General features: G+C 69.7%; 2 protein-coding genes. Both read right to left on the reverse strand.

Annotated elements, in window-relative coordinates:
• Nucleotides 1–619, reverse strand: a 619-nt coding sequence (locus ACSFA3_RS23485; protein WP_435507829.1) for a LamB/YcsF family protein, incomplete at its 3' end; no start/stop codon positions are given.
• A 17-nt stretch (nt 620–636) separates the two neighbouring features.
• Nucleotides 637–1,302 (reverse strand): pyroglutamyl-peptidase I, encoded by a 666-nt coding sequence (gene pcp, locus ACSFA3_RS23490; protein WP_435507830.1) that lies wholly within the window; start codon nt 1,300–1,302, stop codon nt 637–639.
• Nucleotides 1,303–1,364: the final 62 nt, after the last annotated feature.

Below are 1,364 nucleotides of genomic sequence, written 5' to 3' on the forward strand. Positions count from 1 at the left end.
CCGTGACCACGCCATCGGTGGCCAGTCGCAGCATGCGCTCGGCCACTTCGTCGGCGTCGTGCAGCACCGCGCCGGGTTCGCGGCGCGACACCAGCGTGCCTTGCGGCGTGTAGGCGCGGTCGGCAAAGGCTTCGGCCACGGCGCGCAGGCCTTCGCCGCGCGCCCAGCCCAGCAGCGGCGAGCCCGCCAGCGCCACCAGGCACAGGCCGGGGTCGATCTCACGGATGGCGGCGATCACGTCGCGCGCCTGGCGCTCGTCGTGGGCGATGGTGTTGTAGAGCGCGCCATGCGGCTTCACGTAGCGCACCGTGGTGCCGGCAGCGGCAGCAAGGCCTTTCAGCGCACCGATCTGGTAGATCACGTCGGCGCGCAGGTCGGCGCTTTCCACATCCATGTTGCGGCGCCCGAAGCCCACGAGGTCGCGATAGGACACATGGGCGCCGATGGCGACACCCCGCCCCTTCGCCTGGCGCAGCGTGCGCAGGATGCCGGCGGGGTCGCCCGCATGGAAGCCGCAGGCCACGTTGGCGCTGCTCACGAGAGAAAGCATGGCGGCGTCGTCGCCCATGCGCCATACGCCCAGGCTCTCGCCGAGGTCGCTGTTCAAGTCGATGTTCATCGTTGGTCTCAGGGTCATCAATGCAGGCGGCCGGCGGTCTCGCGCACGTCGTCACGCACGGTGAGTGCGGTGCGTATCGCCACGCGGAAGGCTTCGACCTGCGTGGCCAGCGCCATGCTGGCAACGCCCGGCTTCGAGGCGGCCTGCTCGGGCAGGTAGGGCACGTGGACGAAGCCGCCGCGCGTGTGCGCGAGCGCCGGGCTCGTCGCGATGCGGTGCATCAGGCCGTATAAGATATGGTTGCAGACGAAGGTACCCGCGCTGTTCGACACCGAGGCCGGCACGCCGGCCGCGCGCAATTCGCGCACCATGGCCTTGATCGGCAGCGTCGAGAAATACGCGGCGGGAGCCCCGAGCACCACGGGCACGTCGATGGGCTCGCGGCCTTTGTTGTCGGCCACGCGGGCGTCGTCGATGTTGATGGCGATGCGCTCGGGCGTGAACTCCGCGCGCCCGCCGGCCTGGCCGATGCACAGCACCAGTTGCGGCTGCAGTTCGTCCATCGCGCTAGCAAGCACGTCGATGGCGTCGCCGAAGACACAGGGCACCTGGCGCGCATGCACCGTCGCGCGGCCGACCTTCCAGCCGTCGAGCGCACGCACCGCCTCCCATGACGGATTGACCGCCTCCTGCTCGAAAGCGTCGAATCCGGTCAGCAGGACGTTGATGGGCTTTGCTGCCACGGCACGGCCCGTTGCGTGTTCAGGCCGTCAGGCCATCGCCTGGACGGCAATGCCTTCCTGCT

It is taken from the genome of Variovorax glucosi, assembly GCF_051216695.1.
GTDB lineage: Bacteria > Pseudomonadota > Gammaproteobacteria > Burkholderiales > Burkholderiaceae_C > Variovorax.